The sequence below is a fragment of the Ruegeria sp. CDSB022 genome, from assembly GCF_059611145.1.
Genome location: NZ_JBXWOZ010000003.1, coordinates 21,381 through 47,280 on the forward strand (window position 1 = coordinate 21,381; position 25,900 = coordinate 47,280).

The 25,900-nt window shown below is 57.9% G+C and carries 26 protein-coding genes; 9 read left to right on the forward strand and 17 right to left on the reverse strand.

Going from position 1 to position 25,900, the window contains the following annotated elements; all coding sequences use genetic code 11:
- Positions 1-468 precede the first annotated feature (468 nt).
- The 12 genes from AC2FIZ_RS07715 to AC2FIZ_RS07770 form a co-directional block, all read right to left on the reverse strand.
- Entirely contained in the window at positions 469-732 is a 264-nt protein-coding gene (locus AC2FIZ_RS07715) for a hypothetical protein (protein ID WP_281972624.1), read from the reverse strand.
- Positions 689-2,242, reverse strand: coding sequence for a nitrite reductase (locus tag AC2FIZ_RS07720; protein ID WP_281995283.1), 1,554 nt, complete (start codon positions 2,240-2,242; stop codon positions 689-691). The genes AC2FIZ_RS07715 and AC2FIZ_RS07720 overlap by 44 nt, the downstream gene beginning before the upstream one ends.
- A complete protein-coding gene (gene nirJ, locus AC2FIZ_RS07725; protein ID WP_496790852.1) occupies positions 2,217-3,431 on the reverse strand; it encodes a heme d1 biosynthesis radical SAM protein NirJ in 1,215 nt (404 codons plus the stop codon). Before nirJ ends, AC2FIZ_RS07720 begins: the two co-directional genes overlap by 26 nt.
- Positions 3,419-3,919 (reverse strand): siroheme decarboxylase subunit beta, encoded by a 501-nt coding sequence (ahbB, locus tag AC2FIZ_RS07730; RefSeq protein ID WP_281995281.1) that lies wholly within the window; start codon positions 3,917-3,919, stop codon positions 3,419-3,421. The genes nirJ and ahbB (AC2FIZ_RS07730) overlap by 13 nt, the downstream gene beginning before the upstream one ends.
- A complete protein-coding gene (locus AC2FIZ_RS07735) occupies positions 3,916-4,365 on the reverse strand; it encodes an Lrp/AsnC family transcriptional regulator (RefSeq protein WP_142635234.1) in 450 nt (149 codons plus the stop codon). Before AC2FIZ_RS07735 ends, ahbB (AC2FIZ_RS07730) begins: the two co-directional genes overlap by 4 nt.
- On the reverse strand, positions 4,362-5,351 hold the full coding sequence (gene ahbB / locus AC2FIZ_RS07740) for a siroheme decarboxylase subunit beta (RefSeq protein WP_496790853.1): 990 nt from the start codon (positions 5,349-5,351) through the stop codon (positions 4,362-4,364). Before ahbB (AC2FIZ_RS07740) ends, AC2FIZ_RS07735 begins: the two co-directional genes overlap by 4 nt.
- A gap of 3 nt (positions 5,352-5,354) precedes the next feature.
- Complete coding sequence (locus tag AC2FIZ_RS07745) at positions 5,355-6,500, reverse strand: cytochrome D1 domain-containing protein (RefSeq protein WP_142635237.1); 1,146 nt, start codon at positions 6,498-6,500, stop codon at positions 5,355-5,357.
- On the reverse strand, positions 6,497-6,847 hold the full coding sequence (locus tag AC2FIZ_RS07750) for a c-type cytochrome (RefSeq protein WP_246097173.1): 351 nt from the start codon (positions 6,845-6,847) through the stop codon (positions 6,497-6,499). The genes AC2FIZ_RS07745 and AC2FIZ_RS07750 overlap by 4 nt, the downstream gene beginning before the upstream one ends.
- Complete coding sequence (cobA, locus tag AC2FIZ_RS07755) at positions 6,840-7,601, reverse strand: uroporphyrinogen-III C-methyltransferase (RefSeq protein WP_281972619.1); 762 nt, start codon at positions 7,599-7,601, stop codon at positions 6,840-6,842. Before cobA ends, AC2FIZ_RS07750 begins: the two co-directional genes overlap by 8 nt.
- A 189-nt stretch (positions 7,602-7,790) precedes the next feature.
- Positions 7,791-8,198, reverse strand: a complete 408-nt coding sequence (locus tag AC2FIZ_RS07760) for a cupredoxin domain-containing protein (protein WP_281972618.1) — start codon at positions 8,196-8,198, stop codon at positions 7,791-7,793.
- A gap of 53 nt (positions 8,199-8,251) precedes the next feature.
- Complete coding sequence (locus AC2FIZ_RS07765) at positions 8,252-10,036, reverse strand: NapC/NirT family cytochrome c (RefSeq protein WP_271948616.1); 1,785 nt, start codon at positions 10,034-10,036, stop codon at positions 8,252-8,254.
- A gap of 123 nt (positions 10,037-10,159) precedes the next feature.
- On the reverse strand, positions 10,160-11,836 hold the full coding sequence (locus tag AC2FIZ_RS07770; protein ID WP_271948614.1) for a cytochrome D1 domain-containing protein: 1,677 nt from the start codon (positions 11,834-11,836) through the stop codon (positions 10,160-10,162).
- 230 nt (positions 11,837-12,066) lie between these two features.
- Here AC2FIZ_RS07770 and AC2FIZ_RS07775 point away from each other — a divergent pair, with 230 nt between their 5' ends.
- From AC2FIZ_RS07775 to AC2FIZ_RS07805, 7 genes are all read left to right on the forward strand, one after another.
- Positions 12,067-13,248 (forward strand): NnrS family protein, encoded by a 1,182-nt coding sequence (locus AC2FIZ_RS07775; RefSeq protein WP_281972616.1) that lies wholly within the window; start codon positions 12,067-12,069, stop codon positions 13,246-13,248.
- Positions 13,249-13,346: 98 nt separating this feature from the next.
- A complete protein-coding gene (locus AC2FIZ_RS07780) occupies positions 13,347-13,796 on the forward strand; it encodes a c-type cytochrome (RefSeq protein WP_142635251.1) in 450 nt (149 codons plus the stop codon).
- A 15-nt stretch (positions 13,797-13,811) separates the two neighbouring features.
- Positions 13,812-15,179 carry a cbb3-type cytochrome c oxidase subunit I gene (locus tag AC2FIZ_RS07785; protein WP_142635253.1) on the forward strand — a complete coding sequence of 456 codons (1,368 nt, stop codon included), beginning with the start codon at positions 13,812-13,814 and terminating at the stop codon, positions 15,177-15,179.
- Positions 15,179-15,994, forward strand: a complete 816-nt coding sequence (locus AC2FIZ_RS07790; RefSeq protein WP_142635255.1) for a CbbQ/NirQ/NorQ/GpvN family protein — start codon at positions 15,179-15,181, stop codon at positions 15,992-15,994. Before AC2FIZ_RS07785 ends, AC2FIZ_RS07790 begins: the two co-directional genes overlap by 1 nt.
- A 9-nt stretch (positions 15,995-16,003) precedes the next feature.
- Positions 16,004-17,926: a nitric oxide reductase activation protein NorD gene (locus tag AC2FIZ_RS07795; RefSeq protein WP_281995279.1), complete on the forward strand. Its 1,923-nt coding sequence runs from the start codon at positions 16,004-16,006 to the stop codon at positions 17,924-17,926.
- Positions 17,923-18,471, forward strand: a complete 549-nt coding sequence (locus AC2FIZ_RS07800; protein WP_496790855.1) for a cytochrome c oxidase subunit 3 — start codon at positions 17,923-17,925, stop codon at positions 18,469-18,471. The genes AC2FIZ_RS07795 and AC2FIZ_RS07800 overlap by 4 nt, the downstream gene beginning before the upstream one ends.
- A gap of 5 nt (positions 18,472-18,476) precedes the next feature.
- A complete protein-coding gene (locus tag AC2FIZ_RS07805; protein ID WP_281972613.1) occupies positions 18,477-18,764 on the forward strand; it encodes a cytochrome C oxidase subunit IV family protein in 288 nt (95 codons plus the stop codon).
- A 56-nt stretch (positions 18,765-18,820) separates the two neighbouring features.
- Here the strand turns inward: AC2FIZ_RS07805 and hemA are convergent, their stop codons facing one another.
- Positions 18,821-20,044, reverse strand: coding sequence for a 5-aminolevulinate synthase (gene hemA / locus AC2FIZ_RS07810; RefSeq protein ID WP_281972612.1), 1,224 nt, complete (start codon positions 20,042-20,044; stop codon positions 18,821-18,823).
- A 179-nt stretch (positions 20,045-20,223) separates the two neighbouring features.
- Between hemA and AC2FIZ_RS07815 the strand changes: the two genes are divergently transcribed.
- On the forward strand, positions 20,224-20,916 hold the full coding sequence (locus AC2FIZ_RS07815) for a Crp/Fnr family transcriptional regulator (protein WP_142635263.1): 693 nt from the start codon (positions 20,224-20,226) through the stop codon (positions 20,914-20,916).
- A gap of 591 nt (positions 20,917-21,507) precedes the next feature.
- On the opposite strand, the gene AC2FIZ_RS07820 is transcribed toward AC2FIZ_RS07815, so the two are convergent.
- Genes AC2FIZ_RS07820 through pgsA form a run of 3 tightly spaced genes read right to left on the reverse strand, consistent with a single transcriptional unit; the run spans position 21,508 to position 22,873 of the window.
- A complete protein-coding gene (locus AC2FIZ_RS07820) occupies positions 21,508-21,951 on the reverse strand; it encodes a molybdenum cofactor biosynthesis protein MoaE (protein WP_142635265.1) in 444 nt (147 codons plus the stop codon).
- 4 nt (positions 21,952-21,955) lie between these two features.
- Entirely contained in the window at positions 21,956-22,201 is a 246-nt protein-coding gene (gene moaD / locus AC2FIZ_RS07825; RefSeq protein WP_142635267.1) for a molybdopterin converting factor subunit 1, read from the reverse strand.
- A 3-nt stretch (positions 22,202-22,204) separates the two neighbouring features.
- Positions 22,205-22,873: a CDP-diacylglycerol--glycerol-3-phosphate 3-phosphatidyltransferase gene (pgsA, locus tag AC2FIZ_RS07830; protein ID WP_142635269.1), complete on the reverse strand. Its 669-nt coding sequence runs from the start codon at positions 22,871-22,873 to the stop codon at positions 22,205-22,207.
- 175 nt (positions 22,874-23,048) lie between these two features.
- Here pgsA and AC2FIZ_RS07835 point away from each other — a divergent pair, with 175 nt between their 5' ends.
- The gene (locus tag AC2FIZ_RS07835; protein ID WP_496790856.1) at positions 23,049-23,933 is read left to right on the forward strand and encodes a DMT family transporter; all 885 of its coding nucleotides are present in this window, start codon (positions 23,049-23,051) and stop codon (positions 23,931-23,933) included.
- Here AC2FIZ_RS07835 and uvrC read toward each other — a convergent pair.
- Positions 23,930-25,813 carry an excinuclease ABC subunit UvrC gene (gene uvrC, locus AC2FIZ_RS07840; protein ID WP_496790858.1) on the reverse strand — a complete coding sequence of 628 codons (1,884 nt, stop codon included), beginning with the start codon at positions 25,811-25,813 and terminating at the stop codon, positions 23,930-23,932. The two genes, AC2FIZ_RS07835 and uvrC, sit on opposite strands and share 4 nt — an antisense overlap.
- Positions 25,814-25,900 lie beyond the last annotated feature (87 nt).

Genomic DNA, 25,900 nt, shown 5'->3' on the forward strand with positions numbered 1-25,900 from the left:
GGGGACCCCGGGTTTCTGGCCACAGCCGGTCAGAGCCAATTAGCTCGAAGGACCTGTTGTTTTGGCAAGATAAGAATTGAACCCTTCCTAGTTGCGTCACTTCCAGCGGCATGGGCAGAGGTGCGGCACCGGTCACGGCGCACAGCGCGCAATCGGCGCATTTGGGGCAAGGTGCGGTCGGGTCTGCATTGCCTTTTTCAAGATCAACCTCGACCCAGACCGCGCCGCCCTCCGAGCAGATCTCAACCCACATGCTTTGCCCGGGACTCGCCAGCGCCGGGCTAAGCAGCTGCAAAAGCAGAAGGATTATACCTGCCACCGCACAAGCTGCGCGGGACGCGCAAACAGCTGAAATGTGCAAAGGATTTTGGGCGGGCATGGAGAATCCAACTCGGTGATCTTTCCCAAGTCCTAAGAGATTCCCGAAAGCAGATACTTGACTTCGGTTAGGCCTTTGGAGAATCCGACCTAGCCGTCTGCTTCGTCCATCAAACTGCGTACCCAGCGCCCTGCAAACCAGCAGGCAGGTACACCCAATGGGATTGACCACAGGATGGCTGTGACAGGCTCAATCACTCCGAATCCGGCTCTGTTGGCGATCAGGCCAGCCAGAAAAAGGTTTATGGCCACGGTCAGCGCAGACGCTGGATACAGCAATATGGCCAGTTTCCACACCGGCCATTTGCCCTCAGTGGCTGGTTCCTTCCGAGAATGTGATTTTGTTCCAGACATTGTACTTTCCCGAAGGTTTGCGCATCGGCAGACGGCGGACCTCTTCCAGTGTTTTTGCATCATAGATGATCACCGCGCCGTCATCTTCCCAGATCGAAACCAACGCATGGCTTCCGTCCTTGGTGAATTCCACATGGGCCACGGTTTTGCCCGGCGCTGGGCGCAGGGTCCGTACGATCTCAAGGGTTTGCTTGTCGATCACATGCATCACATCCTTGTTGGACCCAAAGAAAACATCGGCCCAGACATATGGCGAGTTTTCATGGCTGCGCATGAAAAACCCCGGCCCTTCGGTCTTGATCCGCTTGACCGTTTCCCATGTCTCCATGTCGATCACCGAGACGGTGCCATCAGTCAGGTGCGGCGTTGCCATCACAGTTGTATCGCCGCGCCGCCAGGTAATCCCGGAACCCAGATGCGGCATGCCGGGCAGATCCAGGTCAGCCACTTTTTGGCCAATGACCAGATCAATCACCTGACCGCCGTTCCCGTCGCGAGATGCGCCCATGACGTATTCATAAGTCTGGTCGAAAAAGAAATCGTCCAGATAGTCGGGCGTAGTGATCTTGCGTACTGGGAAAGGGTTCGGGTTCTTGAACTGCCCTTCGATACGAAAATCGTGTCCCAGCCCGGATTGGGGTGGATTGGCGCCATAGAAGACCTCCCAAATCTCTGGCACATCCTTCAAGGCCAGCACAAAGCTTTCCCGTGGCGGAGCTTGATAAACGGCCGAAACGCGGCTGGGATTACCTTTCCTGCTTTTAATCTCGATCACTTTTGCCACCGAAAGATCCCGGGTGGACAAAAGGGTCAGGCTGTTGGGTAGGTAATTCGCCACCGCCAGCCATTTGCCATCGCCTGACATGGCAATGTTGCGGCTGTTTAGTCCCGCCCGTACGCGACCCACCTGTTGCAACGCCCAGATGTCATATTTCTGGACCCAACCATCGCGGGACATGATGAACACATAACGTCCATCGGGGCTGAACTTTGGGCCGCCATGAACGGCAAAAGGAGTTTCAAATCTGTCCAAAACCTCAAATGTGTCACCGTCCAGAACGCTGACATTGTGGTCTCCGGTTTCCACCACCAACGTGATGTTCATCGGATCACTGGACCAGACGGGCGCATCGATCTCGACATAGTCTGCGTCCAGCGTACGGCTGGCCATAATGTCCGCCTCGGCCCAGTCCGGGGCGGTCTCGAGCGGGGATTTCAGCCAACCTGCCAACTCCTCGATCTGCAGGGCGTTCAGATTATGCGCAAAGGCTGGCATCTGGGTGGCGGTGCGCCCTTCGGCGATCACGGCGGCAACTCGCGGCCCGCGCATGCGTTTTAGCGTTTCGGGTATCAAGGCCGGACCAACTCCGCCCAGCCGGGTGTCACCATGGCAGGACGCACAATGTTCGGCATAGTCGGACTGGGCGTCGGCCCATGCGGCGCTGGTCAGCAGAAGCGCGCACAGTGTTCCAAGCGTGCGAGCCCTAAAAGAACTGATGCGCCGGATCATGGCTTTTCCCCCGGAAAGGTGTGACCTGCAGGCGTTTGCCCGCTTTATCCACGCCAATTTCATCGTTTGACAGGTAACAGGCCGGGTCCTCGGCCCAGGGATCGCCCGTCAGTTGCAGGGCCCGGATGCGCGTGTTGCCACCGCAAACATCCCTGAGCTGACAAACTCCACAGCGCCCTTTCAGCGGACGCGGGCGAGTGCGCAGCATGGCCAGCATCTTGTCGTCCCCGGTCCACAACTCGGAAAACGGCGTCGTTTTCACATTCCCGACCGTGTAATCTGACCAGTAGGTGTCGGGATGGACCCGACCAAGATTGTCGATATTGGCCACCCCCAACCCGCTGGAGTTCCCGCCCCAGGCCGCCAAATGCGCACGTATATGCGAGGTCTTTTCGGCATCAAAATGCGTCCTGACCCAGTTCAGAAAATATCCGGCGTCGGCATCGTTATTGCCGGTGACGATATCCAGCGGGCGCCCGCCCGAGGCAGCCTCCCACGCACGGTCCAATAACAGATCCAGACCTTTGCGCGTGCGCAGATGCTCGGCATCCTCGCCCCTGTTCTTATCGCCGCGACCGGCGTAAACCAGATGAGACAGGTAGAATTTGTCGACCCCCTCATCATCACACAACTGCAGAAGATCGGGCAGATGGTGCTGTGTGCCCTCGGTCAAACAGAATCGCAAACCGACCTTGATGCCGCGTTTCTTGCACTCGCGCACGCCGCGCAGGGCATCTGAAAAGGCGCCTTCGACACCTCGGAACCAGTCGTTTGTGGCCCCGATCCCGTCAAGTGATATGCCGACATAGTTAAAGCCGACATCAGCGATCATATCGGCGGTTTCATCGTAAATCCGCGTGCCATTCGTCGACAGCGCCAGCATCGGCACCAACTTGCGCGCCCGGTTGGCGATATCAAAGAAATCGAACCGATCCAGCGGTTCCCCCCCCGAGAGGATCAGGGCCGGGACGCGAAATTGGCCGAGATCCTCAAGGGTTACCATGGCTTGCTCGTGGTTGAGCTCACCCGGGAACGCGACATCCGCCGAAACAGTATAGCAATGGCGGCATTTCAGGTTGCAGCGCCGTGTCAGATTCCAGATGACCACCGGCTTAACCGGGCCGGGGCGGCGCTTGCGCACGGGGGTCGGGGTGACCAGTTGCTGTATGTATTCAGTCAGGCGGAACATGGCGTTTGGCCTTTCGGTTTCAGGCGCAGCCCGGTCTTTTTCAGGATGCGCGTTGAATACAGGATGTCCTTGGCCCGGCAGGCACTGCCCAGAATACCGGCAATCTCGGCCCGTTTTTCTTCGACTTCACCCCTGTCTTTGCCATGGACCATGGCGAACAGGTTGTAAGGCCAGTCGGGCAGGGCACGTGGACGTTCATAGCAATGGGTGACAAAAGGCAGACCGCCAATATGTGCCCCCAAATCAGCGATTTGACTGTCATCGACGTCCCAGACTGTCATGCCGTTCGAAGTCATGCCCAGTTTGTAGTGGTTCGGGGCTGCGGCGATACGACGTATAACGCCGCGCGCCTTAAGTTCTGCGAGGCGACACAGCAGCGCTTGTTCGTCCATCCCAAGGCTTTCAGCAACCCGAGCGTAGGGCGAAGGCACCAGGGGCAATCCGCCCTGCAGAACCTCGATAATCAGTCTGTCTTTTGCGTCGATCATGCCGCCACCCGGAAGCCAATGAAGAATTCCTGCAACTTGGGAAATCTGAGAACTTCGATCCCCGTCTCTTGTTCGATCGCATCGGCGCAGGCCTCAATCCCTTGGGGCGTTTCGGTGGCCAACACGAACCACATGTTCAGCCGGTGCGTACGTTCATAATTATGGGCAACTTCGGGATGCGCATTGACTTTGGTCAGGACGGATTCAAATGCCTCTGTCGGTATGGCCATGGCACATAGGCAAAAAGCCCCGCCCATCGCGGCTGCGTCAAAGAACGGGCCAAAGCGCGTGATGACCCGATCATCCTTCATCCGTGATAGGCGAACCAACAGATCCTGTTCCGAAATCCCCAGTTCTTGGGCCACCATCGCATAGGGTTGTGAGGTCAGAGGTAAGTCGTCCTGCATTCGGTTCAGGATTGCCCGATCAGTTTCGTCCAGGGTCATGCCGCCGTCTCCTTGGGTTGGATCAGCGCGCCGGTCTGTTTGAAACAGCGCGTCGAAAACAACACCTTGTGCTGCGCGCCAAACAGCTCAGGCAATGCCGCAGCCCCGGCCAGGACGTTTCGCGCTTCGCTGCGCGAGCGGGCGTGGATCATGGAATACAGGCGGTAGGGCCAGATGTTTTCAACGGGTCGACGCTCATAACACAGTGTCACGCCAGGGTATTTTGCCAGCGCAGGCCCGGCACGATCGACCTGATCAGTTGGCATATCCCAGACCACCATCGCATTGGCCGACCAGCCCAGTGCCCGGTGTCTTACGATCACGCCAAGACGCGAGACAATTCCAGCCTCGTGTAAGATCCGGATCCGCGTCTTGGCGTCCTCTGGTTTACGGTCCAAAGAGGCGGCCAGTGCTGCGTAAGGTTCGCAAACCAGCGGTAAGCCGGAACTAAGCGCCTGCATCAATGAGCGATCACCCTTATGCAGAACGGAACAGTCCACCTTGCGCGGTGCCGGTACGTTGCGTTGCTTGCCTGTCATTCGAAAGCCCAAATCAACATTGAACGGCCGAACCAGACGCAAGTCCAAAACCTGCAAACCGGTTTGCAGGCCAATCCGGGCCAGAGTGGCGTCCACATGCGCGCGATCAGGGCCGGTCGCTACAAACCAGAGGTTCCATTTGTCCTCACGTTGATAATTGTGGTTCACACCGGGCTCTGCGTCGATCAGGGCGGCAATGTCCTCCAGATGCTCCTCGGGTGCGGCCACCGCGGCCAGAGTGCTGGCCGTCACCGCGCCCGGAGTGATCGTGGCCCCGACCCGGGTGATCCGGCCGGTCGAACGCATTCGCGCCAGACGGTTCAGCACTTCAGCTTCGTTCAGCCCCAGCGCCTTGGCCACTGGCTGAAACGGGCGGTCGATAATCGGAAATTCGCGCTGAAAATCGTCCAGCAGGCGACGGTCGATCGGGTCAGTGATATGTTGCATGGGTTACAACCCTGTTCTGTGCGCGCGGGCGGTGAAAAAGATACCCGAGGGGCTGTCCGCCGCGATCTCGCGCAGCTTTTCAAAGCTATGCGTGTCGTAGACCACGACCTTGTTGGCGTCGCGGACACTGATCCAGACCTCATGCCCGCGTGCCGTGAACTCCATATGCAGGACGGCAGGGCCCGGAGAGAATTCGTGGATGACCTGTTTGCTGACGCTGTCGATGACCTGAATTGTATCGTTCAATGGATGGGCAAAATTCACCCAGACCTGTCGCCCATCCGGGCGCGCCATGGCAAAGACCGGCTGACCATGGGTTTGGGTGCGGCCTGTTTCTGTCAAGGTTTCGGCGTCAATCCAAAGAACCTCATGGTGGCCGACCGCAGGCAGGACAAATTCGCGATCCGTCAGTGCCCAGCCCTCAAGATGAGGCATCTTGTATACCGGCATCTCTTCCTGTCCGCGCCCATAGCCCGGAAGCACGCGGATCGGTTTTGGATTGTCTGCCCATAGGTCCAGCGCGGTCAGCCCGTCCTCACCAAACAGACCGGTGATATAAGTGCGACCATTGGCGGTGATCAGCGCGTCATAGGGGTTCTTACCCATATCGGTGATCTTGGTGATCTCGGGCGCGCCATTTGCGAAATCAGCAATCCAGGTCTCGCCCGTGTCCCACATGGAAAACACGAACCGACGGCCCGGCGCATCGACAAGACCTATGGTTTTGCTGTCGGTGGGAATGTCGGCAACCAGTTCCAGCGTATCCGCGTCGAACACGCGTACGCCACCCGGCTCATAGTTCGACACCGCAACCAGTTGGCCGTCATCCGAAATCGCGCCGCCAATGGCATTGCCAGCCTGCACGACCCGATTTGCAATCTGACGGGTCACTATATCAACCTTGGTCAGCCCGCCATCGCGGCCAAAAACATAGGCAAAGCGTTCGTCGGGTGAATAGACCAGGGAGGCGTGGGACAGATCGCCCAACCCTTCGATCCGTGCCAATGCGGCCCGGTCCGACTGGTCCACCAATAAGACCGACCCTTTTGCCCGTTCGATCACAAGGCCCAGATCTCCGGTGGCGGTGGGGTCTGCATTGGCAGGTGTCATCATCATTAGGGCAACGATGCCAAGGGCAAGTTGTTTCATTTTGCCTCCTGTTCCAGCAGGTATCGGGCGATCCATTCGGCCTCTTCTTCGCTGATCAGGGGGCGCCAGGGGGGCATAGCCGTGTCGGGGATGCCGTCCAGTATGACCCCCGTCAGGACGTCCGCCTCGTAATGTTCCAGAGTTCCCGGTCGCAGATCAGGACCAAGCCCGCCTTTCAGGGACAATCCGTGGCACGAGCCGCAATCCTGGTGGACCAACCGTTTCAGGGCGGTTGGGTCGATGGCGTCAGCGGCCAGAGCGGAAGTGGCAACCAGAACGACGGCAGTCAGAACAGTATGCGCGGCCCAGCCCGGCTGCTTGCGGTCCATATGCGCCAGGCTACCCATGCGCCCGCTCCAAAATCTCGGTCAGGGCCTGATTGGCATAAAGCGAAACGACCTTTCCGATAATGAATAAGGTAGGGGCCTTCAGATCCGCCTTGCGCACATCCGCGGCAATCTGGTCCAGTCGGGATACAAGGCGGCGTTCAGAGGCACTGGTGGCCTGCCCAACAGCCAGGACCGGGGTGGATCCGGGTAGGTTCTCGGTCATCAAGCCGATGGCGATCTGGCCGATATTGGCCACGCCCATATAGACGACCAGCGTCGTATCCGGGTCCGCCAGTCGTTTCCAATCCAGATCAAGAACTTTGTCGGACTGCCTGTGCCCGGTGACATATTGAACCGAGGTCGCCAGTCCGCGATGGGTCAGGGGCACGCCGGTCGAACAGGATGCGCCTTGTGCCGCCGTGATGCCCGGTGCGTATTCGACCGTAACACCGTGTGCCATCAGAAAAGCGGCCTCTTCCGAGCCGCGACCAAAGATCATCGGATCCCCGCCTTTCAGCCGGGCCACAACGTGACCTGCGCGTGCGTGTTCTAGCAGGATTTCGTTGATGCGATCCTGAGGAACAGTATGGCACTTGGGGGCCTTGCCGACGGCGATCAGCCGCGCGCCTTCGGTGTGCATGGCCAGAATTTCATCCGAAACAAGGCGGTCATAGACCACCACGTCCGCCTCCTGCAGCATACGCAGGGCGCGCATGGTGATCAGTTCGGGATCACCAGGGCCGGCACCAATCAGAAAAACCTTACCGCTCATGTGCAAACTCGCTTGTTCTGAATGTCTTCGGAACCCGGTGTTTTGGTCGTTTCCATGCGCGAATATGGGACGTTGCTGGGGGAACCGGGCGTGTCATGGAAACAAGTTGGCGCACAGGTAAACCGACCTCCTTGACTTAAGTTAAGGAGCACGGGAATTGCGCCCGCGCATCTTTCAGCCTGCCGCTTATCAGGGCTCTACGGTGACCATTCCGAACATGTTCTGTGTCTCCCAATGTGGTCCGCACAGGTAATCCTGGGCGCCGGGAACAAGAAATGTCAGATCAACAAATTCCTCGGGGAACAGGCGGTCACTCTCGGCTTTGCTGCCATCTTTCAGCAGGACGCTATGGCTGGTGCGTTTGTCTACGTTCACCCAACGCACTGTGGTCCCCGCTTTGACCGTCAGTTGGGCTGGGCAGAAATTGTATTTGTACATCAGCACAACCTCTGCATCTTCCACATCTGAAGACGGCTGACCGAACAGGTCCACGTAGCGGGTTTCTGCCTCGGCGCAGATCTCAGCTGTGTCTTCGTCAGCGGCCACTGCAGGTGACGCCAAAGCCAGAAATGCAGGAAGAAGTAGGCGGATCTTCATCGTCCAAATCTCCATACCTAATACTTTGGGGCCGGTTTACCCGGCCCCATCAGTCATTGCCCGACCACGTTGATATTGGCACTGTCGTCGTCCAGCGCGAAGCTTGTGTTCAGCGTTACGTGGTGGAATCGTGCCGCAGAAAAGTCATCGTGGATCGCAAAGCCGACCGTATAGGTCTTGCCCGGTTCCAATGGCACATCACCCGGTGCGCCCGAGTTTAAGGGCCGCGAGAACGTGACGGTCCAAATACCACCCGACAAGTTGGCCGAAGCGGCGATTTCGCCATCATTGACTATGCGCTGTTCCAGAAGATAGCCGTTGCTGGCGCTGCCATCGGCATAGACGCGCATCAGATCCAGATAGGTGCCGTCATCCAGATATTGCGCGATCTGCGCTTCGGCCTGCAATTTGTCCCAGCCACCCAGAGCTTTCCCGCGCCGGCCTTTGACTTCGACCTCGGTGCGGCTTTCGCTGATATATTTGGTCACAGTGTCCTGAGCGGCCAGGCGGCCTGCAACATCGCCATTGGCGACAATCGCATCTGCACCCGGATCAAACGGCATATAGGTGTTGTCCGCGTGGCACGAGGCCCAGCAGCCCACCTGTTCCCCCATTTCGATCCCGGTTCCGGTGATCATCATGGCGACCTTGATCTGGTTGTCCGGATCCATCTTCCCGCCATCCACAAATGGTGCAGGATTGTGACCTGCATCCGGCCATTGCAGGCGGATATAGAGGTTTTCGGCATCATGGGCCGCCTGAACAGTTGCGTCGATCACACCACGTTTTCCAGGGATCGGGGTTGGTTCCAGCTCGCCGCCTGCGACGATCTTGTTTCCAATCATGTCCAATTCCTTGGCATGACAAGTCGAACATTGGTCGCCACCTTTTGTCAGTGGCCGGGCGCCGCCGTGGAACTTGCCATTCTGAACCCATTCAAACGAAGCCTGACCGGGATAAAACAGCTTCAGATCCGCGCTTGCGATGCTGGTCCAGTCGATATCGCCTCCGATATCGCTGCCACCGCCTGCCGGGGCTGTAGATTCTTCACCACTTGATTTGGCGCGTTCTTCGGCGACTGCAGCGTCCACAGCGGCTGCGATCTGGGCTTGCACCGCCTCTTGTTGTGCTGTCTTGGCCGATTTTTCGGCTTCGGCCTCAGCCGCCTCCTTGGCTTCTACACGGTCGAGACTGGCCAGGTATTCTGGCGGAATTGCACGGATGAAATCAGGATTCGGGGCTTCAATCTGTTCCAGATATTCATCTGTGGCCCTGTCGCGGATGTTCGAATGCGCAATCCCTTTGTGGCAGTCGATACAGGTCTGGCCTGTCTCCATTGCGTTCAAATGTTGCTGGCGCGCGCGGGGGCGCTGGAACTCGGGCATCATCGATTCAAAGTCGTGGCAGTTGCGGCACTCGCGCGAATCTGTGGCCTTCATCCTTTCCCATTCATTCATCGCCAGATGGATACGCTTAGCTTCGAACTTCTCGGGTGTACTGATCGAGCCAACCACCTTGCCATACAGTTCTTTGGACGCCTTGATCTTGCGGATCATCTTGTGGGTCCAGTCCTTGGGTACGTGACAGTCGGAACAGACCGCCCCGACCCCCGATCGGTTCACATCGTGGATGGTCCCGGTGTATTCTTCATAGACGAAATCGCGCATCTCATGGCACGAGATACAGAACTCTTTGGTGTTGGTTGCTTCCATGGCGGTGTTGAACCCACCCCAAAAGACGATCCCAGCGGCAAAGGCAGCGGCAATACCGGCCACAGGCATTCCCCACAGGAAATACCGACGCCAGATCGGTGGTTTCTTATCTGGATCGGAGGTCATGTCCGGGCTCCGTTTTGGCTGTGTTGACTGGCGCGGCGTGTCAGGCCTGCGCATTCGGCTGATGGATGAAACAAGGACAGGGCGGGCGAGGGGCCCGCCCTGCTCCGAGTTGATCGAAACCCGTCAGGTGACGTGGTTCGACCGGTTGTAGACGTTGAACTTGCCGGTCGGGGCGTACAGTCCTTCGATGCGACCGATCTCTTCCAAAGTCTTGGCGTCAAAGATCACGATCTGACCGTTGGGTTCTTTTGAATCCGACAGATTCCACTTGGACACCCAGACCTCGGTTCCATCCGCGTTGAATTCAAAGTGAACAGCGGCGCTGCCTTCGTCTTCGGTGATCTGGATGGTTTTCACGATCTCGCCGGTCTCTTTCGAGATGACCTGCACAGATTGCTGCACTTCCGGTTCCGGGTGTTTGGTCTGGTCAGCCCAGATATAGTCCGATTCCGGATGCGTACGGACGAACAGGCCCGGGCCGTCTGTTTCCACTTCGTAGCAGATCTTCCAGGCATCATCGGGGCGGTTCTCGGGGTCGTTGCCCCAGACCGTCACTGTGCCAACCCCGAGGTGGGTTGTGCCAGCTACCGGTCCGCAATTCGGGTCAATCCAGTTAGCGCCCGGACCGGGATGCGGCAACGCGGCCGTGTCGATCATCGCCTCAAGCTTGTGGGTCTCGGTATCTACAACCACCATCTTGTTCGATGCGTTTGCAGCGATCTGGAAATACCGGCCCGTCGGATCGAAGAACCCGTCATGCAGGAACTTGGCGCTGTCGATTTTGTCGATCCGCAGATTGTCTAGATCAGTATAATCTACTTGCCACAGTTGCCCCAGCTCTTTGACGGCAACGATCCAGGTCGGCTCATTCGGAGTTGTGTAGATAGCGGCCACGCGAGCCTCTTCCACATAGTCCCCGTCCACGTTCACGCCGCGGGTCGATACAACCTTGACCGGCTCCATCGTCTGGGCGTCAACGATTGCAAAGTGCGGCGGCCAGTAGCCCCCGCCGATGACATATTTACCGTCACCGGAAACGGCTACGTCGCGCGCGTCATACGCGATCTTGACTTCGGAAACCAACATCTTGTCCGGCGTCTGCCAGAGGTCGATCTTGGTCATCTTGCCGTCGCGGCCCATGGTGTACCAGAAGCGACCGGGCTGTTCCGGCTCTTCCAGCGAATGGTGTTCGGATGCTTTCAGAACGTGCACCGCATAGCCGGTCGGAATATGTGTCAGCACCTCTTTGGTGTCGCCATCGATAACAGCGACTTTGCCGACGTCGCGCTCGATAACAACAAAGAAGTTTTCCCAGTTGCGACCATGCATCGGCTCGGTTGGGTAGTCCTCTTCTTCAACATATACCTTGCGGGTCGCCATCATCTGGTCCAGCGACATTTCAGGTGGTTTGGGCGGCTCCATCATGATGTAAGTCGCCATGTCTTTGATTTCCTGCTCGGACATGATGTCCGAGAAGTTGTTCATCCCGCCTTCGGTGCCCCAGGCGATGATCTTCTCAAGCCGCTCTTGCCCAAGCGCAAGTGTGCCGCCTTCGGTCACGGCGCCGTCAGCTGCGGTTTTCTTCCAATGCGGTTCAAGATTCTTGCCAGTGGCGCCTTTACGCAAGACACCGTGGCACCCCGCGCATTGTTCAAAGTAAAGTTGTTTGGACGCTTCAAACGCTTCTTCGTTCAAAGTTGGCTCTTCGGCGAAAGCTGGTGCAGCGACACTGCCCAGCAACATCGCCAAACCGACCCCGAAGACGCGGCCCGTTTTGGTATAGCTGATTCCAAGTGACATGATCACTCTCCATTTGCTGGTGAGGCGGTCCAAGCGTGGGGCATCGCGCAAGGGTGCTCCTTGACGAAAGTCAACACCAGCCACGCAATTCAGGTGGCGGGCAGGGAAAAACGTCAATTCCGGCTGGGAAAATCTGTATCTTTGGCACACTTTTTCGGCCGGTTTGATTTTTGTTAAGTCGCGCAGCCGGGCGGCTTGCTAGGGCTTGGAAAACACCAAGGAGAGCAGCCATGCCCGCAATCATCACCCGCGTGTTTGGTGAAGGGTTTCGTGTATTCTTTCTGTCCGCCGGCCTCTATGGCCTCTTTGTCGGAGTGGTTTGGGGGCTGTGGCTGACGGTGCCATATGCAGTGCCGGATTATGGCATGGCCCCGCCCATGTGGCACGCGCATGAGATGATCTTCGGCTATGCAACAGCCGCGCTGGGCGGGTTCTTTCTGACCGCAGTGCCAAATTGGACCGGCGCACCAGATGCGCGTGCGCAGTTCATAACGTTGGCCGCCGGATTGTGGTTGGCTGGTCGGATGGCGATGTGGTTTTCGGGGATGCTGCCTGCGGCGCTTGTGGCGGTGGTCGACCTGGCCTTTGTACCGATTCTGGCGGCCAAGATTGCAACCCAGCTCATCCGGAGGCCGAAACCTCAGAACATGCTCTTTCTGCTGTTGCTCAGCTTTATCTGGATTGCTGATCTGTTCACGCATCTTGAATGGACGGGGATAACAGATGACACACTGCATACCGGGCTGCGCGCGGGGTTGCTGGCGCTCTGCGCGATGATTGCCATTCTTGGCGGACGGATCACCCCGGCCTTTACCCGAAACGCCATGAGACGCGCGGGCGTTCCCGAGGCGAACTGGCCAAAATCTGTGCCAATTCTGGATAAATCAGCGATGGCGGTTGCCCTGACCCTGCCGCCAATCGTTCTGGTGCTGGGGTCAGATGCTGTGGCTGGATCGATGGCGCTGGTTCTAGGGGTGGCGCAGGTTTCGCGCATGGCCCGCTGGCGCGCGGGCTGGGCTGCGCGGGAGCCGATCCTATTGGCACTGTATCTTGGGCTTGCAATGCTGGCGCTGGGACTGATCCTCTGGGGGCTGTCAGTGCTGGGTTTCGGAAACGAGATCGCTGCCCTTCACATCCTGGGCATCGGATGCGTCGGGGGCATGACCCTGGCGGTCATGAGCCGCGCCGCGCTTGGCCACAGTGGTCGCGCGCTGGTGGCACCCGGCCCAATGGCGGTGGCCTATGGTCTGATGGCGGTGGCGGCCCTGTCGCGGTGGATTGGTGCAGATCTGAATGCAGGTTACATGGTTGCGATGCTGCTGTCGGACGGGTTGTGGGTCAGCGCCTTTGCGCTTTTCCTGATCGCGATGTGGCCGGCGCTGACGGGTCCGAAGGTGCAACGGTCAGCGTGATTTCATTTCCTTTTGCAAGTCTTGACTTTCGTTAAGGATATACCGTGCCCATCCCGTCATTTTAGCCAGACTAGCTAATCTGCGCAAAGGAGAGCGCAATGCGAGAAGTCATGACCAAGAGCATGGCACGCAATATATTCTATGGCGGGTCACTGTTCTTTATCCTCATCTTTCTGGCTCTGTCGGCCCATTCTCACTGGTATATCGTGAACTCTGAGAACGCAGCGAAGCTCGATGAAAGTGTGATCAGGGGCAAGCACGTCTGGGAAAAACACGCCTGCATCAACTGTCATACCATCCTTGGCGAAGGTGCATACTTTGCACCCGAGGTTGGCAATGTGATGACACGTTGGGGCGTGCTGGACGACCCGGAATCGGCCTTTGAAGCCCTCAAAGGCTGGATGGAGGCGCAGCCGACAGACATTCCCGGTCGTCGTCAGATGCCCAATTTCAACCTCAGCGACGAAGACATCCGTGATCTGACCAACTTTTTGATCTGGACGGACAATATCGACGCTCAGGACTGGCCGCCCAACGAGGCGGGCTGAGAAGGGAACGGAGCAATGAAATACGAATCCCAAAAAATCGCCTATGCCTACTTTGCGGTGGCAATGGCCCTATTCGCGATACAGGTTCTGGGCGGCCTTCTGGCCGGCTTTATCTATGTATCACCCAATTTCCTGAGCGAGCTTTTGCCGTTCAACATCGTGCGGATGCTGCACACCAACTCTCTGATCGTGTGGCTGATCCTCGGGTTCTTTGGTGCGGCCTATTTTCTGATCCCGGAAGAGGCCGAGCGTGAGATCCATTCGCCCATGCTGGCCTATCTGCAGCTGATCATTCTGGTGGTCGGTACACTGGGCGTGGTCTTGACCTATACGTTCAACCTGTTTGAAGGCAACTGGCTGCTGGGCAAAGAAGGGCGCGAGTTCCTTGAGCAACCCAAATGGGTCAAGGCCGGCATCGTCGTGGCCGCACTGATCTTCCTGTACAACGTGTCGATGACCGTTCTGAAGGGCAAGAAGACCGCGATCACCAACATCTTGTTGCTGGGTCTTTGGGGTCTGGCGCTGCTGTTCCTGTTTGCCTTCTACAACCCGGGCAACCTGTCCTTGGACAAGCAATACTGGTGGTATGTTGTCCACCTGTGGGTCGAAGGTGTCTGGGAACTGATCATGGCCTCGATCCTGGCCTATCTGATGCTGAAGCTGACTGGGGTAGACCGTGAGGTTGTCGAGAAATGGCTCTATGTCATTGTCGCCGCCGCGTTGTTTTCGGGTATCCTTGGTACAGGTCACCATTACTATTGGATAGGCACACCAGGGTACTGGCAGTGGATCGGCTCGATCTTCTCAAGCCTCGAAGTGATCCCCTTCTTTGCGATGATGGCCTTTGCCTTTGTGATGGTCTGGAAGGGCCGTCGGGACCACCCGAACAAAGCGGCGCTGCTGTGGTCGCTGGGCTGTGCCACATTGGCCTTCTTCGGTGCCGGTGTCTGGGGCTTCCTGCACACGCTGCACGGGGTGAACTACTATACCCACGGTACGCAGATCACTGCGGCTCACGGTCACTTGGCGTTCTATGGTGCGTATGTCTGCCTCAACCTGGCAATCTTCAGCTATGCAATGCCGATCCTGAAGAACCGCGATCCTTATAATCAGGTTCTGAACATGGGCAGCTTCTGGCTGATGTCCAGCGGTATGGTTTTCATGACCTTTGTGCTGACCTTTGCTGGAACAGTGCAGACGCACATGCAGCGGGTGGTCGGAGACTACTTCATGGATGTGCAGGATCAGGTCGCGATCTTCTATTGGATGCGCCTTGGTTCTGGCATCGTCGTGGTCTTGGGTGCGCTGCTGTTCATCTACTCGATCTGGGTTCCCCGGAAAGAGATCATTGAATCCGGCGCGGCCGAAACCCCAGCGGAGTGATGGATATGGATGGCTCCATGAAACTGAGAACGGGGGCGGCTGACGCCCCCTTCTACCTGCCACAGGGTGATGAATGTGACGTGTTCGCTGCTGCCTATACCAACAACCTGCCGGTCCTGCTGAAAGGCCCGACAGGTTGCGGCAAGACCCGGTTTGTGGCGCATATGGCCGCCAGCCTTGGCCGCCCGCTTTACACAGTGGCCTGTCACGATGACCTTGCCGCTGCGGACCTGATCGGGCGCTACCTGCTGAAAGGCGGGGAAACGATCTGGGTCGATGGGCCACTGACTCGCGCGGTGCGCGAAGGCGCGATCTGCTATCTGGATGAAGTGGTCGAGGCGCGCAAGGACGTGACCGTCGTGCTGCACCCGCTGACTGACGACAGGCGCATCCTGCCGATCGACCGCACCGGTGAGGAGCTTGTGGCCGCGTCTGGTTTCATGCTGGTCGCCTCATATAACCCGGGATATCAGAATATCCTGAAAACCCTGAAACCCTCAACCCGGCAGCGGTTCATCTCACTGGAGTTCGACTTTCCGTCGCCCGAGATGGAGGCAAAGGTCGTCGCTAAGGAAAGCGGGCTGGCGCTGGAACGCTGCAAGCCGCTGATCCGCTTGGCAGGTAAACTGCGCGGGCTCAGGGGGCAGGATCTTGAAGAGGGCGTTTCCACCCGTCTGGTCGTCTATGCCGCCACGCTGATTGCGCAGGGCATGTCCACCGACCGCGCGATCCTTGCCGCCATGATCGAACCTCTGACAGATGACGAGGACATCAAACGCGGGCTCCTCGATCTTGTCACGGCTGTCTTTGGGTGAGGCCGGCCGATGGTCAGGATCGATTTTGAGCCATGGGAACCCGAAGAAACGATCGGGAAACTGTGGCACTCCCTTGCCAGCCGTCTCGATGCACCCCAGGTGCATGTTGGAGCCGCGGTCGACCTTTCTGAGGTCGCGGGGCGGCTGGCAGTCCTTTTTCGCGGGCTTGGGGGCAGCCCGGGCGTTGAATTGCGCCCGGTCTCGCCCGAGGTTTCACACCATCGCCTAAGCTGGCGCCGTCGGTTGGGTACCGAAGTTGAACTGATGCCGCGCGCTTCGTTCGATGGCGAAGTGCTGCGCCTCCCGGACCGTCTGGCGGTGTTTCCCGCGCGCGAGGCGAACGGAGCGCTGTATGTTTGGCTGGCCGCCGCAGCGGCCCATGCGGGAACCCGGATCGTCGAAGGTGATCCGTTGCGCGCCGATCTGCACGCGCTGAGCGCTGCACAAACGATGGTTAATGCAACCTTGGACAACGCCCCCGGCTTGCGACCGCTTTACACTGAGCTTTGCAAAGGTGTTCTGCATGACCGCAACAAATTCGGCCTCCCGCCTGTGGAAACAGCGGTTGAAGAACTGATCCGCCATCGGCTGGGCGACCCCGCGCCTTTATCCCCGAAGGCCAGGCAATTCATGTCATTTGACGATGACCTGACTGCCCCACGCGGATATCAACATTTCCGCCCTGTCCCTCTGTGGCCGGAATTACGCGCTGTTGGTTTTTCAGAGCATAACGATGTCGAAAACCCCGATACCGAAGGCCCGCCCGAGGAATCGGGTGAGAAAACCCACCGTGCCCGGCGGCGCAAATCCGACCAGGCTGAACGCAGTGACAGTTTTATCCTTCATAAATTCGAGGCGATCCTCAGCTGGGCCGAGTTTCTGAACATCAACCGTCGCATTGATGACGATGATCCCGACAATGCCAAAAAGGCCGCCGATGATCAGGATGAGATCGGTTTGGGCCAGATTTCCAAGGCGCCACCGACCAAGCTGAAATTGCATCTGGACCTGGCACCCGAGGATGTGAATCGCGAACGTCTGTCGGGCCGTATTCTCTATCCGGAATGGGACGTGCGCACCGGGCAATATCTGCCTGATCACGTCAACGTTCTAACCTCGGACGCCGATATTCGTGAGGATGCCGCCGAGTTTGGAAAAGACCCCGCCACCGCCCGCCGTATCCGCGCCGTCAAACGCCAGTTCGAAGCGCTGCGCCCGGGCCGCGTGATGACCCGAGGCCATCTGGACGGCGATCAGCTGGATATCGAGGCCGCCGTTCGGGCGCAGGTTGACCGCTGTGCAAACGGTGAAGGTACCGAACGCATCTGGCAACAATCCCGCCCCGAGGCACGCGATCTGGCGGTATCTATCCTGCTGGATGTCAGCCGCTCGACCGAAAGTGCCGTGACTGGCCGCGCCGTGATCGACATCGAACGCGAGGCGCTGGCAGCGCTGGCCTGGGGACTGAACGCCTGTGGTGACGATTTCGCCATTCACGCCTTCAGTTCACTGAAACGACAGCGGGTCTATGTGCAACGCTGCAAACGGTTTGATGAGGTGATGGGCAGCCAGGTTGAACAGCGCATCGCATCGTTACGCCCGGGGCACTATACAAGGCTGGGTGCCGCGATCCGCCATTGCTCGGCCGATCTGGCCACCCAAACGCGTAAGCGCCGATTGTTACTGGTGATCACCGATGGCAAACCCAATGATCTTGACCACTACGAAGGCCGCCACGGAATCGAAGACACCCACATGGCCGTGCGCGAGGCGCGCCGAGCCGGGCAATCGGTCTTTGGCGTCACCATCGACAAGACAGGTAAAAGCTGGTTCCCGCGGATGTTCGGGCAGGGCGGCTTTGCCGTCATCCCGGACCCGCATCGCCTGACCATGGCGCTGCCGCAAATCTACCGCCAACTGGTCGGCGCATGAGCGACGCGTCCCTTATCGACGAGTTGCCCGGCGAATTACTGATGTGGGTTCTGATCATTTCGGAACTGCTGGTCTTTGCTGCGGGCCTGATCGCTTTCATGGGCGTGCGCCTGACCGATCCGGCGGGCTTTGCCGAGGCGCAATCGCATCTGCACCGCACCGGAGCCGCGCTGAACACTGCGGTTCTGGTCACCTCCGGCTATCTGGCCGCGCAAGCCTTGCATTGGCGGCAGATTGCGCGTCGGACTGCTGCCCGCCTGGCGTTAATCGCAGCTGCCGCGCTGGGCGTTGTATTCCTGATTATCAAAGGCGTGGAATACGCGGACAAGGCTGCACAAGGAATTACCTACGAGACCCATCCGTTCTTCCTGTTCTACTATCTGCTCACCGGCTTCCACGCGGCACATGTGTTGGCTGGGGTTGTTATCCTGCTGTTGGTCGCCTGGCGGGACAATCCCCGCAACATCGAGGCCGGCGCCCAGTTTTGGCACATGGTCGATCTCGTCTGGATCATGCTGTTCCCCGTGATCTACCTGTTGGGATGACGGACATGACCCAAACCTCATCGGATCCAAAAAGCTCCCGCTGGATGCTCCCAAACCCACTCACCCGCGCATGGCTCAGCCTGTTGGTTCTGAGCACCGCTTCGGCCCTGCTGACGATACTCCCCCTGTCCTCACCGGTGTTGAGCGCAGGCATTTTGATACTGGCCTTGTCCAAAGCCCGCATTATCCTTGCACGATATCTGGACCTGACGCACAGCCCGGCCTGGCTGAGCGGTTTCACCAATGTACTGACCGGATTTGCGATGGTGATCTTCGGCCTCTCACTGTTTTGACATGAAAAAAGCCGCCCCCGTGGGGCGGCAGTTCTCCAAGTGCGGGGACGCCTCAGTTATTGTGCGGCCATCGGCATTCGCGCGATCTGACACCGTTGCCACAGGGCCGATAAGGCACCGACCAGATGGTCGATATCTTCGTTCGTATGAACCGGAGAGGGGGTAATTCTCAGGCGTTCGGTGCCTTTGGGAACGGTCGGATAGTTGATCGGCTGAATATAGATCCCGAATTCTTCCAGCAGCGTATCCGAGATGAATTTGCATTTCACCGGGTCACCTACCATCACCGGGATGATGTGGCTGGGATTGGGCAAATGCGGGATGCCTTCGGCGTCCAGTTTGGCGCGCACCTGCGCAACGCGGGTTTTCTGCAGATCGCGCTCGGTATTGGATTGCTTGAGGTGGCGGATCGAGGCGGCAGCGCCAGCTGCTATTGCGGGTGGGAGGGCGGTGGTAAATATGAACCCGCTGGCAAAGCTGCGGACAAAGTCACACAAGGCAGCGGATGCCGCGATGTAACCACCAACCACGCCGAAGGCCTTGCCCAGCGTCCCTTCTATGACGGTCAGGCGATCCATCAACCCTTCGCGTTCGGCGATGCCACCACCGCGCGAGCCATAAAGGCCAACGGCGTGGACCTCGTCCAGATAGGTCATCGCACCATATCTATCCGCCAGGTCGCAAATCTCTTTGATCGGAGCGATATCCCCATCCATCGAATAGACAGATTCGAAGGCGATCATCTTGGGCGCATCTGAATCGGCTGCGGCCAGCTTTGCCTCGAGGTCCGCCAGATCATTGTGCTTCCAGATCACTTTTTGTGCCCGCGAATGGCGGATGCCTTCAATCATGGAGGCATGGTTCAAAGCGTCCGAGAATACGATCAGACCTGGGATCTTCGCAGCCAGCGTCCCAAGTGCCGCCCAGTTCGACACATAGCCAGAGGTGAACAGAAGGGCGGCTTCTTTCCCGTGGAGGTCGGCCAGTTCCTGTTCCAGCAAAACGTGGTCATGTGTCGTGCCCGAGATATTGCGTGTGCCCCCTGCGCCCGCGCCGCAACGGTCGAGTGCATCGTGCATTGCCCCGACTACGTCAGGATGCTGGCCCATTCCCAGATAGTCGTTGGAACACCAAATTCGTACGTCGCGCTGTAAAGCGCCGTCCGTCTGGCGTGCATTCGGGAACGCGCCACAGCGGCGCTGTAGATCAATGAAGATGCGGTAGTTGCCTTCGTCGCGCAGATGCTCAAGGCTTTCGCCAAAAAAACGCTCGTAGTCCATCTCGAACACTCCTGGGAATACTGGCTTTCCAGCAAGACTATGTGCCGGACCCGCTACGCAACATGACAAATGTCAAGCCGCAGAAAGGAAAGGCTGGCTTGGAAGCCGAAGGTTTGGCATAGCCTTGAGAGGACGGACGTACTGATCGGGTACGCAACTAGAAAAGAGGGGAAAGCTTCGTGGCGCATGAGGCACTAAAAGCGATCGCCAAGCAGTCACTATTGCTCAAAAGCTTTCCCGAGCATCATATCGACACGCTGTTAAGCCACGCGATTTGGCGGAAATATGATCGCGGAGAGACGATTTTTCTACAGGAAGAAAAAGCCCAGGCCATTCATGTGGTTCTGTCGGGCTGGGTAAAGCTGTTTCGCATGTCCCCTACCGGTGCCGAAGCAGTTGTCAGCGTTTTCACCCGCGGCGAAAGCTTTGGCGAGGCGGTCGCCTTGCGTAACGTTCCCTATCCGGTTTCGGCCGAGGCAGTTTCGGCCTGTGAGATCATGCACATTCCAAGTCCGGTCCTTTTGTCCCTTATGCGAGAGGACCCGGAAATTGGGGTGTCAATTCTGGCAGCTACCTTTACCCATCTGCATTCTCTGGTCGCCCAGCTTGAGCAGCTTAAGGCCCAGACCGGCGCACAGCGGGTGGCAGAATTTCTTCTGACTCTCTGCGAAGCCGAGATGGGGGACTGTGTTGTCGAGCTGCCCTATGACAAGATGTTGATTGCCGGGCGCCTGGGCATGAAGCCCGAAAGCCTGAGCCGCGCCTTTTCCCGGCTAAAGCCGTTTGGCGTTAAAATTGACCGGACACATGCCCTGCTCTCGGACATTCAAGTACTGCGAGACTATGCAGAAAGTGACCCCTCCGAAAAGTGACCGAATTTATTGGCCGGTGTTTGCCGGGTGCGCCAAAGAGCCCCGAGAACGTGCTTCTTTATTCAGGCTAGGACATGCGCATCGATCCCGTGAACACGATTCCCTGTTTCCGGATAAGGGCCTTGTGCAACGTCAGGTAATCCAGAACTTCAAAACAAGCTGGTTTTGGTGCTTGCTGGGTCCATGCGGCTGAGGTGATATGCCGTCAAGTTCCAGTCGGCATCTTCCGTCTGTTCTTAGGGTCGAAATCGAATGGGAAACTCTAACCTTTAGGGGCTTCTACGATGTCAAAAATCCGTTCAACGACTATCTAATTGGAACCGGCATTCTGACAGAGTTGATTACCGCTTTCCTGTCGATAGTCATTTTTTTTTGCGGCTTCGGCGGAGGAAGATTGTCTCAACATCTTTGCCCACATGCGGGATGTTTTGCTTACGGTTCTAGAGTTGACCGAAGCTGAGCGGCTGCCTGAAACCAACACCTTTATCCAGCATAGTTTTGGCGGATCCAAATTTGCAGCACGCGATGATAAGCATGTGAGCACCGGATACGAACAGCATGTTGCAAAGGCTTATATGCAGGGACCCGTGTTTACCACCGGGTCAGTGCATCTTCGTCTTCGTCCTTGGCCGAAACCCACTCCGCACCAGCGGTGGTGATTTCTTTCTTCCAGAAGGGGGCGCGGGATTTTAGGTAGTCCATCAGATATTCGGCCGCCTCGAACGCATCCTTGCGATGCGGTGCGGCAGTGGCCACCATCATGATCCGATCCCCCGGAGCGAGCCTGCCATGCCGATGGATCACCAGCACATTGCCCAGCGACCAGCGGTCTATTGCTTCTTGCGCAATCTGGGTCAAGGCCCGTTCAGTCATGCCCGGATAATGCTCAATCTCCATCACGTCCAAATCGCCCGTGGCCAGATCACGCACAACACCGGTAAAGGTCACGATTGCGCCATTTGCAGCATCGCCCGCCGCAAAGTCATTTGCCTCGGTACCTAGGTCAAACGGGTCTTCCTGCACCACGATGCGCATGACCTCAGCCACCTGTCATTGGTGGGAAAAAGGCAACCTCACGAACGCCCGCCAACGGGGCGTCAAAATCCGACAATTCCTGATCCAGCGCAACACGTAAGGCCGACAGATCCGCAAAGGCCGCTGCATAGCGATCCTCGCGCGCGCTAAGTTCTGCGACCAGATCGGATACGGTGGCCGCCTCGGTTTCAACCCGTTCTTTCGGCAGTCCGATCCGTTCGCGGACCCATGCGAAATACAGCACATCCATCCCTTAGTTCTCCTTCAGGTGTGGCATGGCTTTACGTAGGTAGTCATAGCCGGTGATCAATGTCAGCGCTGCTGCGATCCACAGCAGCCACAGGCCGATCCGACTGGACCAGAACATCCCTTCAAGATGCCAGCGCAGGCCGTTCAGGTCGTCTTCCTGCCCGGTCAGAATCTGGTCGATCAGCGTTGGGTCCATGCCGAAGCTGGCCATCACAAAGTAATGCTCGAAGATGCCCTGTGAAAACAAGACGGCTATCGCCACCATCTGGGCCGTGGTTTTCCATTTGGCAAGTTTGGTAACTTTCAGCGTTCCAGCCGTATCACCCAGATATTCGCGCAGGCCTGACACAAAGACCTCTCGAAACAGGATCACAGTGGCAGGCAGGACCAGCCACGGCGTCCAGTGTTCGGCCGAATACCCGACCAAGATCATCAGCGCGATCACCACCATCGCCTTATCGGCAATCGGGTCCAGCATGGCGCCAATTTTTGTTTCCTGCTTCCACGCTCGTGCCAGATAGCCATCGAACCAGTCGGTTAAGGCGGCTGTCAGAAACAGGATCAACGCGAACCAGTCGGCATAGGGCCGGGTGAAATACAAAAACATCACGGCCAGCCCCGGGGCTGCCAGCAGACGCAGGACGGTCAGAATATTGGGCAGGTTCCACTTCATGCAGCGGACCCTACATCGCTAAAATCCAACAGAAAAGATAGACAGTCAAAAAACCGTACTTGTCCCCTGAACTTGGTCAAAGCGCCGCAGGCAGCGCGTGGTGCGTCCATGCCCCTTGGAGTTTGTTCTATTTGCAGTCAGTTTCACCGCACGTATCCGGGACAGAAGGCACATCATGACAGCTCATATACAAACTGATGCCCGGTCAAATCTGACCGGCAGCCTGTGGATGATCGCCGCAATGGCGGGGTTTGCGCTGGAAGACGCGCTGTTGAAAGCGGCTTCGGGTGCCGTACCGATCTGGCAGGTGATGGTTATGTTCGGGGTGGGTGGGGCGCTGGTCTTTGCGGCGGTTGCACTGGCGCGCGGCACGCAACTGTTTCAGCCGGATGTCCTGTCGCGCCCGATGAAAGTGCGCGTGCTCTTCGAGGTATTCGGACGGTTATTCTATGTCTTGGCCATTGTGTTGACGCCTTTGTCCTCAGCTACCGTGATTTTGCAGGCCACTCCGTTGGTCGTGGTCGCTGGCGCTGCGCTGATCTTTGGCGAAACAGTTGGCTGGCGACGGTGGAGCGCGATTCTGATCGGTCTGATTGGCGTTGTAGTCATCCTGCAACCGACCGGAGACAGCTTTTCGGCGCTGTCCATTCTGGCGGTGCTGGGCATGTTGGGCTTTGCCGGTCGCGATCTGGCCAGCCGCGCAGCCCCGGCGACACTGGGGACCGAGGTTTTGGGCTTTTACGGCTTCCTCAGCATCATCGTTGCCGGTTTGGCCTATCGCCTGTGGGAGGACGTGCCAATCGTCCCGCTCGATCTGTACAACGGTCTGTTTCTGACCGGTGCGGTGCTTATGGGTGTGATGGCCTATGCCTCGCTTATGAAGGCGATGCGGATCGGAGAGGTCTCGGCCGTGACGCCGTTCCGCTATACGCGTCTGCTGTTCGGAATCGGTCTGGGCGTGTTCCTGTTCGGCGAGCAACTAGACCAGACCATGTGGATCGGCAGCGCGCTGATTGTGGCCTCGGGGCTGTACATCCTGTGGCGCGGGCGGCGGGCCTAGCCCTTGTCGTGGAAGAAATCATAGACCTTTTGCGCCAAGCCGGCCGAAATCCCCTCGACCGCTTTCAGATCGGCCAGGTTGGCCCGGCCAACTGCTTTGGCGCTGCCGAAATGAGCCAACAGGGCACGTTTGCGCGCGGCCCCCACGCCGGGGATTTCATCCAGCGGTGTGGCTCCCACGGCCTTGGCACGCTTGGCTCGATGGGTGCCGATGGCAAACCGGTGGGCCTCGTCTCTTAGGCGCTGAATGAAATAGAGCACCGGGTCGTTGCGTTTCAGCGCAAAGGGCCTTTGGCCAGTGCGGTGAAATTCTTCCTTACCATGGTCGCGGTCAACGCCTTTGGCGACACCGATCATGGGGATCTCCTCGACCCCGTGCTGCGCCATAATCTCATGGACGGCGCTCACTTGCCCGGCGCCACCGTCAATAAGCAGCAGATCAGGCCACATTCCCTTGTCACGGTCGGGATCTTCTTTTTGCAGGCGGGTAAAGCGGCGGGTCAGCACCTCTTTCATCATGCCAAAGTCGTCACCGGGGGTCAGGTCATCTCCACGAATGTTGAACTTGCGATAGGCATTTTTCATGAAACCGTCGGGGCCGGCCACGATCATGCCGCCCACGGCATTGGTGCCTTGAATATGGGAGTTGTCGTAGACTTCGATCCGGTTTGGCGGGGCATCCAGATCAAATGCCTCGGCGATCCCGCGCAATAGTTTGGCCTGGGTGGCACTTTCCGACATCCGCCGGGCCAGGGATTCACGCGCGTTGCGTATGGCCCCTGCGACAAGTTCTTGTTTCTCACCACGCTGGGGCACAAGGATTTCCACCTTGCGACCGGCTTTTTCTGTCAGCGCCTCTTGCATCAGGTCGGCGTTTTCAACGGCATCTGACAGGATCAACTGACGGGGTGGTTCCTTGTTGTCGTAGAACTGACCCAGAAACGCCTCCATCACCTCGGCGGCTGACACATCTGCCCCGACGCGGGGATAGAAGTCCTTGTTGCCCCAGTTCTGGTTGGCGCGGATGAAGAACACCTGAACGCAAGCCTGCCCACTGTCCATATACAGGCCGATCACATCCGCCTCGGCCACACCGCGCGGGTTAATGCCTTGCGAGGTCTGCACCTGCGTCAGCGCCCGGATGCGATCGCGCAGGCCAGCGGCGCGTTCAAACTCCATCGCCTCAGACGCGGCCATCATCTGTTCGGCCAGTTCCTCTTGCACTTTGGTCGACCGGCCTGACAGGAATCGTTCCGCATCCTTGACGCTTTCACGGTAGTCCTGATCCGAGATCAACCCGACACAAGGCCCAGAACACCGCTTGATCTGATAGAGCAGGCAGGGACGGGTGCGGCTTTCGAACATCGAGTCAGAACAGTTGCGCAGCAGGAAGGCCTTTTGCAGCTGGTTCAGGGTTCGGTTCACGGCACCCGCGCTGGCGAAGGGGCCGAAATACGCGCCCTTTTCCTTTTTTGCTCCCCGATGCTTTTTGATCTGTGGAAAGACATGGTCCTTTGCCACCAGAATATTGGGAAAGCTTTTGTCGTCGCGCAGCAGCACGTTGTATTTCGGTTTGAGCTGCTTGATCAGGTTCTGTTCAAGCAGCAGCGCCTCGGTCTCGGTCCGGGTCGTCAGGAACATCATCGAGGCCGTGGCCGCAATCATCCGCTCGATCCGGCCAGAGTGTCCCGGTCTTGTATAGTTCGACACCCGTGCCTTCAGATTGCGCGCCTTGCCGACGTAAAGAACTCGGCTGTCCGCATCCAGCATCCTGTACACGCCAGGTGAACTGTCGAGCGTTTTCGCATATCGCTGGATGCAGGCGTATCCTGTCGACTGGGCGTCATTCTGAGAGCTGTTGGTGTCGTCTTGAGAGGTCATGGCCAAAATATGTGATTCTTTGACCATGGCTGCAATCTTGAGCGCTTCAGATCAAGGGAAAACAAATCCACGTATTCTGTGGATAAC

What these genes read in the sequence shown, in the direction of transcription:
- AC2FIZ_RS07780 (WP_142635251.1), top strand. Translation starts at nt 13,347, where the DNA reads ATGCGAGAAGTCATGACCAAGAGCATGGCACGCAATATATTCTATGGC.
- AC2FIZ_RS07720 (WP_281995283.1), bottom strand. Translation starts at nt 2,242, where the DNA reads ATGATCCGGCGCATCAGTTCTTTTAGGGCTCGCACGCTTGGAACACTG.
- AC2FIZ_RS07785 (WP_142635253.1), top strand. Translation starts at nt 13,812, where the DNA reads ATGAAATACGAATCCCAAAAAATCGCCTATGCCTACTTTGCGGTGGCA.
- cobA (WP_281972619.1), bottom strand. Translation starts at nt 7,601, where the DNA reads ATGAGCGGTAAGGTTTTTCTGATTGGTGCCGGCCCTGGTGATCCCGAA.
- AC2FIZ_RS07835 (WP_496790856.1), top strand. Translation starts at nt 23,049, where the DNA reads ATGACAGCTCATATACAAACTGATGCCCGGTCAAATCTGACCGGCAGC.
- AC2FIZ_RS07765 (WP_271948616.1), bottom strand. Translation starts at nt 10,036, where the DNA reads ATGACCTCCGATCCAGATAAGAAACCACCGATCTGGCGTCGGTATTTC.
- AC2FIZ_RS07820 (WP_142635265.1), bottom strand. Translation starts at nt 21,951, where the DNA reads ATGCGCATCGTGGTGCAGGAAGACCCGTTTGACCTAGGTACCGAGGCA.
- ahbB (WP_496790853.1), bottom strand. Translation starts at nt 5,351, where the DNA reads ATGCAACATATCACTGACCCGATCGACCGTCGCCTGCTGGACGATTTT.
- AC2FIZ_RS07795 (WP_281995279.1), top strand. Translation starts at nt 16,004, where the DNA reads ATGGTCAGGATCGATTTTGAGCCATGGGAACCCGAAGAAACGATCGGG.
- AC2FIZ_RS07775 (WP_281972616.1), top strand. Translation starts at nt 12,067, where the DNA reads ATGCCCGCAATCATCACCCGCGTGTTTGGTGAAGGGTTTCGTGTATTC.
- AC2FIZ_RS07800 (WP_496790855.1), top strand. Translation starts at nt 17,923, where the DNA reads ATGAGCGACGCGTCCCTTATCGACGAGTTGCCCGGCGAATTACTGATG.
- pgsA (WP_142635269.1), bottom strand. Translation starts at nt 22,873, where the DNA reads ATGAAGTGGAACCTGCCCAATATTCTGACCGTCCTGCGTCTGCTGGCA.
- AC2FIZ_RS07805 (WP_281972613.1), top strand. Translation starts at nt 18,477, where the DNA reads ATGACCCAAACCTCATCGGATCCAAAAAGCTCCCGCTGGATGCTCCCA.
- AC2FIZ_RS07715 (WP_281972624.1), bottom strand. Translation starts at nt 732, where the DNA reads ATGTCTGGAACAAAATCACATTCTCGGAAGGAACCAGCCACTGAGGGC.
- AC2FIZ_RS07790 (WP_142635255.1), top strand. Translation starts at nt 15,179, where the DNA reads ATGGATATGGATGGCTCCATGAAACTGAGAACGGGGGCGGCTGACGCC.
- hemA (WP_281972612.1), bottom strand. Translation starts at nt 20,044, where the DNA reads ATGGACTACGAGCGTTTTTTTGGCGAAAGCCTTGAGCATCTGCGCGAC.
- moaD (WP_142635267.1), bottom strand. Translation starts at nt 22,201, where the DNA reads ATGGATGTGCTGTATTTCGCATGGGTCCGCGAACGGATCGGACTGCCG.
- AC2FIZ_RS07770 (WP_271948614.1), bottom strand. Translation starts at nt 11,836, where the DNA reads ATGTCACTTGGAATCAGCTATACCAAAACGGGCCGCGTCTTCGGGGTC.
- nirJ (WP_496790852.1), bottom strand. Translation starts at nt 3,431, where the DNA reads ATGTTCCGCCTGACTGAATACATACAGCAACTGGTCACCCCGACCCCC.
- AC2FIZ_RS07735 (WP_142635234.1), bottom strand. Translation starts at nt 4,365, where the DNA reads ATGACCCTGGACGAAACTGATCGGGCAATCCTGAACCGAATGCAGGAC.
- AC2FIZ_RS07745 (WP_142635237.1), bottom strand. Translation starts at nt 6,500, where the DNA reads ATGAAACAACTTGCCCTTGGCATCGTTGCCCTAATGATGATGACACCT.
- ahbB (WP_281995281.1), bottom strand. Translation starts at nt 3,919, where the DNA reads ATGATCGACGCAAAAGACAGACTGATTATCGAGGTTCTGCAGGGCGGA.
- AC2FIZ_RS07760 (WP_281972618.1), bottom strand. Translation starts at nt 8,198, where the DNA reads ATGAAGATCCGCCTACTTCTTCCTGCATTTCTGGCTTTGGCGTCACCT.
- AC2FIZ_RS07750 (WP_246097173.1), bottom strand. Translation starts at nt 6,847, where the DNA reads ATGGGTAGCCTGGCGCATATGGACCGCAAGCAGCCGGGCTGGGCCGCG.
- uvrC (WP_496790858.1), bottom strand. Translation starts at nt 25,813, where the DNA reads ATGACCTCTCAAGACGACACCAACAGCTCTCAGAATGACGCCCAGTCG.